A 7,830-nucleotide genomic window follows, 5' to 3' on the forward strand; every position below is an offset into this window, starting at 1 on the left:
TCTCGGCGCCACCCGCTCGACCAGCGTGGCGTCGACCTTCGCGCCGATGCAGAGCAGGTCGGCGCCGGCGGTCAGGGCCCGGACCGCGGCCGGGCGACCCCACCGGCGGCCACGGCGGCACCCTTCATCTCCAGCGCGTCGGTGATGACGGTGCCGGTGAAGCCGTACTCGGCCCGGAGCAGGTCGACCAGGACGGCCCGGCTGAAGGTGGCCGGGTCGGCGCCGGTGAGTTCCGGCACCCGGATGTGCGCGGTCATCACGGCCCGCGCCCCGGCGGCGACGACCGCCGCGAACGGTGGTAGGTCCCGCTGACGGAGCAGGCTCAGCGGTGCGTCCACGGTCGGCAGCTCGTGGTGCGAGTCGGTGACGGTGGCGCCGTGCCCGGGGAAGTGCTTGGCGCAGGCGGCCACGCCGGCGGCTTGCAGGCCGGTCACCGCGGCGGCGGAGTGGGCGGCGACCCGGACCGGATCCGCGCCGAAGGACCGGGTGCCGATCACCGGGTTGTCGTCGGCGGTGTTGACGTCCACAGTGGGGGCGAGGTCGACGGTGATGCCCAGCGCGGCCAGTTCGGCGCCGATCGACTGGTAGACCCGGCGGGTGAGCGCCACGTCGCCGATCGCGCCGAGAGCGGCGTTTCCGGGGTACGGGCTGCCGGTGGCGTGCGCCAGTCGGGTCACGTCGCCGCCCTCCTCGTCGATGGCGATCAGCGCGTCCGGTCGACCGGCGCGCAGCGCGGCGGTGCTCGCCGCCAGCTGCGCGCTGTCGTGCACGTTGGTGCCGAACAGGGTGTGCCCGGCCAGCCCGTCGGCCAGCAGGTCGACCGCCCAGTCCGGCGGGACCGGTCCCGGGTACGCGGCCAGCAGTGCGCCCAGCGCCAGCCGGCGCAGTCCTGGATCCAACCCCACGTGCTCTCCCCCTTCGGTGCCCCACGGGTACGAAGCGTCGTACCGGTTGGTGGTCTTGGCCCTGCCGACTCGGCCGAGCGTCCCACCGCCGAGTGGCCGTTACGCTACGGCTACCCGTTCGCAGGTCGGTTTACAGTTAGCAAAGTTTACTAAAACTAGAGGACGTGTCATGAGTGCGACCCGGCTGCCCGGCACCCCCCGCCTGTTGCGGGCGCTCAACGACCGTGCCGCGCTGGAACTGCTGCTCGAACGCGGCCCACTGACCCGGGCCCGGCTCGGCGAGCTGACCGGGCTGTCGAAGGTCACCGCCTCGCAGCTGGTCGAGCGGTTGGAGGAGCGCGGCCTCGTCACGCGGGTCGGTGAGCAGGCCGGCGGGCGGGGGCCCAACGCCCAGCTCTACGCGGTCCGCCCGGGCAGCGCACACGTGGTCGGCGTGGACGTCGGGCCGGACCGGGTGGTCGCCGCGTGCGCCGACATCACCGGTGCGGTGATCGGTCGGGTGGAGCAGTCCACCCGGGACACCGACGACCCGGTGGGCGTGGTGCACAACGCGGTGGTGCAGGCCGCGAGCAGCGCCCAGGCGCAACTGAGCAGCGTACGGCGGATCGTGCTCGGCACGCCCGGTCTGGTCGACCCCGGCACCGGCGACATCACGTTCGCCTTCAACCTGCCGCGCTGGCACAGCGGCCTGCTCGCCGCGTTGCGGGACGACCTGCACACCCCGGTGGTCTTCGAGAACGACGTGAACCTGGCCGCGGTGGCCGAGGCGCAGTCCGGTGCCGCGCAGGGGCTGGCGGATTTCGTGCTGGTCTGGGTGGGCGCCGGCGTCGGCCTGGCGATCATGCTGGGTGGGCGGCTGCATCACGGCAGCAGTGGCGCGGCCGGCGAGATCGGCTATCTGCCGGTGCCCGGAGCGCCCATCCCGCGCGACGTCTCCCGTCGCGCCAAGCCGGCCTTCCAGCAGCTGGTCGGCGCGGACTCGGTGCGCGCGGTGGCCCGCGAGCACGGCTATCCGACGCCGACGCCGCCGAGGCGGTCCGGGCGGCGGTCGCGGCCGCGCCGACGGTGGCGCGATGCTCGACGAGTTGGCCCGCCGGCTCGCCCTCGGTGTGGCCAGCACCTGCGTGGTGCTCGACCCGCCGCTGGTGGTGCTCGCCGGCGAGGTGGGGCAGGCCGGTGGGGCCGCGCTGGCCGACCGGGTGCAGCACGAGGTCGCGGCGATCACCCTGGTCCAGCCCCGGGTGGTGCCGACCGGGCTGACCGAGGAGCCGATCCTGCACGGGGCGCTGCGCACCGCGCTCGACGCCGTCCGCGACGAGGTGTTCGGCTCCACCGTCGGCTGAGTCCGCTGCGGCGGTCATGTGAAGGAATATTTCACCGGACGGTAGCGAGTTGCAAGCTCTTGCCGACGGTGGGGGCCGCTACTCAGATCAGATCCCGGCGGCGGAACACGGCGAACGCCGCCAGGGTGAGGCCGACAGCGACGGCGAGCAGCACCAGCAGGGCCGGCGCCCAGGTCAGGGTGTAGAAGCCCTCGCAGTATCGGGTCCCGCTGCCGGCACAGATCTGCGAGTCGAAGAACTCGGTCCGGCCGCTGAGCCACGCCGCGATGTGGCTGGAAAGCATCAGCTGGTCCGGCCGCCGGGCGTCGACGATCTCCAGCACCAGCCGACCGCCCAACTCCCACAGCACCGCGTAGGCCGCCGCCGCCCCCAGCGCCGCCGCCGTGTGCCGGCCCAGCGTGGCGATCGCGAAACCCACCGCCGAGGCCAGCAGCACCAGCACCAGACCACGGCCGTGCACCGCGCCGAGGGACCGCCAGAACTCGCCGTCCAACCGGCCCGGCAACCCGGCGGTCTGCCCGATCACCCAGAACGTCGCCAGGTAGGCCACCGAGGCCAGCAGGGAGAGCGCCAGCACCGAGACCAGCAGGGTGCCCAGCTTCGCCGCCAGCACCGTCAACCGGCGCGGTCGCCAGAGCAGCAGGTTCACCACACCGCCGGAGTTCAGGTCCGCACCGATGTAGGACGCGCCGACCAGGAAACCGAAGAGCACCAGGAACGCGATGAGGAAGTAGAGCAGCGGCTGCGCCTGCCCGGCGAAGCTGAAGACGCCCGGCAGGAAGTCGGCGGCGATCGGCAGCCGGTCCTGTCGGATCGGGTCGATCGACGCACACTCCTCGGGGAAGAACGTGCCCATCTCGCTCTGCGGGAGGGTGCCGTTCTGCCGGGCCAGGCACTGCTGGTAGGCGAGCTCCATGCCCTGCCGCGCCTCGGCCGCCTGAGCCCGCGCCGAGTTCATCTCCTCGGCGCTCGGCTTGTGCGAGCCGGCGAGCGTGGTCGCCGCCGTGACGGCGAACGCCAACACCAACAACACGACCATGAGCTGCACGAAGCGACGCGCGGACAGCCGCTCCAACTCCGCCCGGACCAGGTTCACGCGTCCACTCCCCGATCGAGATCGATGATTGCTTCGCCCTGCTCGGCGTACGGCGTCGTCGCACCGTCGACCTGCCGGGGCACCGACGGATGCGGGTACCCGCCGGTCAGTTCGAGGAAGACACTCTCCAGATCCGGCCGGAGCGGGGTCAGCTCACCCAGCCACAGGCCCTGCTCGCCGAGCACCCGGCTGACCACCGTCGGGTCGCTCACCCCGCTGACCACCAACGCCTCGCCGTCCACGACCGCCGTCAACTCGGCGCGTGCAGCAGCTCGACGGCGCGCTCCGGCTCGGCCACCCGCACCAGGAACTCGTGCCGGTCGTGGCCGGCCAGCACCTCGTCCACCCGACCGGACGCCACCCGCCGGCCAGCCGAGATGATCGTCACGTGGTCGCAGATCAGCTGGATCTCGCCCAGGATGTGGCTGGACACCAGCACTGTGACCCCGTTCGCCGCCAGCGACCGCATCAGGTCCCGCATCTCCCGGATGCCCGCCGGGTCCAACCCGTTGGCCGGCTCGTCCAGGATCAGCAACCGGGGGTCCTTCAGCAACGCGGACGCCACCGCCAGGCGCTGCTTCATGCCCAGCGAGTAGCCCTTCACCCGCTCGTCGCCACGGTCGCGCAGGCCCACCAGCTCCAGCGACTCGTCCACCCGGGAAAGCGGCACCCCACCGGCCCGGGCCAGCAGGCGCAGTGTGCGGTGCCCGGTGAAGTTGCCGAAGAACTGCGGGCTCTCCACGATGGCCCCGACCTGGCCCGCCACCCGGGGCAGCAGCTCCGGCGACGGTTCGCCGAGCACGGTCATCCGCCCGCCGTCGGCGCGCACCAGCCCGAGCAGGGCGCGCAGGGTGGTGGTCTTGCCGGAGCCGTTGGGGCCCAGGAAGCCGTGCACCTGACCCGCCTCGACGAGCAGGTCGAACCCGTCCACCGCCACCCGCCGACCGTTGCGCACGCTGTGGAAGGTCTTGCGTAGACCCTCGATCTCGATGACCGCACTCATCCGCGCGGCTCCCTGTCTCGACGGGGCATGGGCCGTCCTTCGGGCTTGGTGATCAACGACACGGCGCTTCAGCCTATGGCTGAGGTGCCGCCCATGGGGGGCACCACCGCCGTGCGTGGTTGGATGGTGCGGTGACTGGTGATCTGATCCCCGGCGCTGCCGGCGCCGCGTCTGCCGCCGCCCCCGTGGACCCGGATCTGGTGGTCAGCCTCGACGGCGTCGGTGTCCGCCGCTCTGGCACCGCCCTGTTGCAGGATGTGACCTGGCGCGTCGAGCTGGACGAGCGGTGGGTGGTGCTCGGCTCCAACGGCGCCGGCAAGACCACCCTGCTCAACCTCGCCGCCGGTCGGCTGCACCCCACCACCGGTGTCGCGCACGTGCTGGGTGAGCGGATCGGCCGCACCGACGTCAACGAACTGCGTACCCGGATCGGCCTCACCACCGCCGCGGTCGCCGAGCGACTGCCCGCCGACGAGCAGGTCAGTGACGTGGTGGTGACCGCCGCGTGGTCGGTGGTCGGCCGTTGGCGGGAGAACTACGACAGTGGCGACGAGGCGCGGGCGCGGGCGCTGTTGAGCCAGCTCGGCGTCGGTGGCCTCGCCGAGCGCCGGTACGGCACCCTCTCCGAGGGCGAGCGCAAGCGGGTGCAGATCGCTCGCGCCCTGATGACCGACCCGGAGCTGCTGCTGCTCGACGAGCCCGCCGCCGGGCTCGACCTGGGTGGTCGGGAAGACCTGGTCGCCCGCCTCGCCGAGCTGGCGTACGACCCGGACGCCCCGGCGATGGTGCTGGTCACCCACCACGTGGAGGAGATCCCGCCGGGGTTCACCCACGCGCTGCTGCTGCGCGAGGGCGGGGTGGTCGCCCAGGGGCTGCTCGCCGAGACGCTGACCGGGGACAACCTCTCCAAGACCTTCGGCCTGCCGCTGGTGGTCGAGCGGTCCGGCGACCGCTTCACCGCCCGCGCCGCCTGAGCCCGGACCGGGCGGGGACGACCATGCCGCAGACCCGGGTCGCCGTGGTGGGCAGCGCCAACATGGACCTGGTCGCGATGGCGCCCGCGCTGCCGCGGGTGGGCGAGACCATGCTCGGCACCGACTTCGTGATGGTGCCCGGCGGTAAGGGCGCCAACCAGGCGGTGGCCGCCGTCCGGGCCGGCGCCTCCTGCGCCTTCCTCGGCGCGATCGGCTCGGACGCCTTCGGTGTCACCCTCAAGGCCCGGATCACCGCGGCCGGGGTGGACACCAGCCACCTGCGCGTGGTCTACGGCGCCTCCGGGGTGGCGCTGGTGATGGTCAACGCCCAGGGGGAGAACGCCATCGTGGTCACCCCTGGTGCGAACGACGCACTTGTCGACCTCACCGGGGAGGAACTGGCCACGGTACGCGCGGCGGATGTCCTGGTCGCCCAGCTGGAGGTCCCGGTCGAGACCGTGACGGCCGCCGCGGTGGCCGCCCGCGACGCGGGCACCACTGTCATCCTGAACGCCGCGCCGGCGCGGGAACTCCCGCCGGAGCTGCTCGCCGCCGTGGATGTTCTTGTCGTCAACGAGGGCGAGGCGCAGACGCTCGCCGGTCGAGGTCGGGAGGAGCCCCGCGCGCTGCTCGACCTGACCCCCCGGGCCGTGCTCACCCTCGGCGGTGCGGGCGCCTGGTATGTCGACCGGGACGGCACCGAGGTGCACGTGCCGGCGGTGGCTGTCGACGTGGTCGACTCCACCGCCGCCGGTGACGCGTTCACCGCCGCGCTGGCCGTCGGCTGGGGCGAGGGACGTGACCTGGTCGACGCGGTGCGCTGGGCCTCGGCTGCCGGCGCTGCCTGCGTACGGAGGCTCGGCGCGTCGGTGGCGCTCCCGCAACGCGCCGAGATCGACGAGCTGTACGCGCGGGGCTGAGCCTTCCCGCTCAGCCGGCGGATTCGTCGGTGAGCTTCTCGCCGCGCCGCCGCAGCATGCCCAGCCCGGGGATGCCGGCCACGGCGAGCTTGAGGTCGCGGGTCACGTCCAGCAGGTCGTGCAGGTCGGGGCCGACCCGGTCCAGGGTGGCCAGGATCGGCAGGATGTCCGCCGTCAGGTGCTCCTTGAGCTTGGGCAGTTCGTCGATCAGGTGGATCGCCGCGCTGATCTCCTCGTGGCTCAGCTCCTGGACGAACCTCCCGGCCATCGGCGCGGCCCGACGCAGCGCCGGCTCGTACGCGGACAGCAGCTCGGCCGCCGTGGCGGCGGCCTCCGCCGCGGTGCCGACGGTGACGGCGGCCTGGCCGGCCACCCCGTCGGCCTGGGCGACCACGGTCGCGGCGGTCCGGGCCACCCGTTCGGCCTCGTCCACCACGACGGCGGCGGCGGTGGCCACCTCGGTGGCGGTGTCGATGGCGGTGGTCGCGGCGGCGCTGATCACGGCCACCTCGCGGACCGCCACCTCGGCGTCGGTGAGCACCTGGTCGGTCCGGTCCAGGGTCGTCTCGATCCGGTCGACCACGCCGTTGATCCGGGCCAGCAGCGCCTCCACCCCGTCCAGCACCGCGAACGCGCGGGCGGGGACGGCGGCGAACGAGGCGGCCGAGCCGAGCGCCTGGTCGAGGGCGGCTCGGGTCAGACCGACCACGGCGGTCGGGGTGGGGAGGGGGATCGCCATGGGACCAAGTGTGCGTCGGCCCGGCCACTACCGCCCGACGGGCCGGCGCCGGTGGTCATCAGTGGTCGCCCTGTTGTTCGACGGCACGCTGCACGGCCCGGTAGATCTGGCCGAACCGTAGCGCGTCCGGGGTGCGCACCAGCAGATCCTCCCGGCCGTGATGCTGCACCCACAGTTCGTGCACGTGGCTGCCGCGCTCGTAGGAGCGGTCCAGCCAGCCGAGGGGAATCTCCAGGAACGGTGTGAGCGCGAGCGCCCCCACCGCGCAGGCGGCGAGGATGATCAGCGCCAGCTGCCAGTTGCCACGATCCTGCGCCGACCAGGCCAGGGAGAGCACGCAGACCACGGCGACCAACGGCGGCAGCGAGAGCAGCAGGACCAGGACGCCGCGCCCCAGCACCCGGCCGCGTACGGCGAGGGTCGTCTGCCCGCGCGCGTGCCAGACGAACGTCACGTCGGAGAGGGCGATCACGTGACCGCCCGCCCGGATCGACTCGGAGGTCACCTGCACCGCGTCGTCCCGGTAATAGAGGGTCATCACTAAGCCTAACCACCGGACGGCGCCCTCCGCCCGGCTCGGCCCACGTGCCCACCGGCCGAGGGCGGCCGGGTCTGGGGGCGGTGGTGCCGCGGGCGTCCTTTGGAGCTGAATCGTTTGCGACATCGCTCGCGGACGGGGATGCCTGATCCGTCTGTGACATCAGCTCCACAGGACCGCCGGACACCACCATCCACCGCGCGGGCCGACCGCTCCGCGGCCCGTCGCGGACCAGCGCGGGGCCGACACCACCATCCACCGCGCGGGCCGACCGCTCCGCGGCCCGTCGCGGACCAGCGCGGGGCCGACGTC

Annotated in this window: 5 protein-coding genes and 3 pseudogenes; 3 read left to right on the forward strand and 5 right to left on the reverse strand. The window is 73.2% G+C overall.

All coding sequences use genetic code 11. The features are described from left to right. Positions 1-905, reverse strand: a pseudogene (locus tag JM949_RS31125) (glycoside hydrolase family 3 N-terminal domain-containing protein); the annotation flags it as partial. 169 nt (positions 906-1,074) lie between these two features. On the opposite strand from JM949_RS31125, the pseudogene JM949_RS31130 reads away from it, so the two are divergent. Then, positions 1,075-2,248 (forward strand): annotated as a pseudogene (locus tag JM949_RS31130) (ROK family transcriptional regulator). Between the two features lie 82 nt (positions 2,249-2,330). Here the strand turns inward: JM949_RS31130 and JM949_RS31135 are convergent. After that, positions 2,331-3,344, reverse strand: a complete 1,014-nt coding sequence (locus JM949_RS31135) for an ABC transporter permease subunit (protein WP_203151690.1) — start codon at positions 3,342-3,344, stop codon at positions 2,331-2,333. Beyond that, positions 3,341-4,347: pseudogene (locus tag JM949_RS31140) on the reverse strand (ABC transporter ATP-binding protein). The gene JM949_RS31135 and the pseudogene JM949_RS31140 overlap by 4 nt, the downstream one beginning before the upstream one ends. 131 nt (positions 4,348-4,478) lie before the next feature. On the opposite strand from JM949_RS31140, the gene JM949_RS31145 reads away from it, so the two are divergent. Both JM949_RS31145 and JM949_RS31150 read left to right on the forward strand, forming a co-directional pair. Beyond that, positions 4,479-5,321, forward strand: a complete 843-nt coding sequence (locus JM949_RS31145) for an ABC transporter ATP-binding protein (RefSeq protein ID WP_309232413.1) — start codon at positions 4,479-4,481, stop codon at positions 5,319-5,321. A 23-nt stretch (positions 5,322-5,344) separates the two neighbouring features. Further along, positions 5,345-6,241, forward strand: coding sequence for a ribokinase (locus tag JM949_RS31150; RefSeq protein WP_203151692.1), 897 nt, complete (start codon positions 5,345-5,347; stop codon positions 6,239-6,241). Between the two features lie 10 nt (positions 6,242-6,251). On the opposite strand, the gene JM949_RS31155 is transcribed toward JM949_RS31150, so the two are convergent. Continuing rightward, positions 6,252-6,980, reverse strand: coding sequence for a hypothetical protein (locus JM949_RS31155; RefSeq protein ID WP_203151693.1), 729 nt, complete (start codon positions 6,978-6,980; stop codon positions 6,252-6,254). Between the two features lie 58 nt (positions 6,981-7,038). Next, positions 7,039-7,518 carry a DUF6232 family protein gene (locus JM949_RS31160; protein ID WP_203151694.1) on the reverse strand — a complete coding sequence of 160 codons (480 nt, stop codon included), beginning with the start codon at positions 7,516-7,518 and terminating at the stop codon, positions 7,039-7,041. Positions 7,519-7,830: the final 312 nt, after the last annotated feature.

Source organism: Micromonospora tarensis, assembly GCF_016803395.1.
Classification (GTDB): domain Bacteria; phylum Actinomycetota; class Actinomycetes; order Mycobacteriales; family Micromonosporaceae; genus Micromonospora; species Micromonospora tarensis.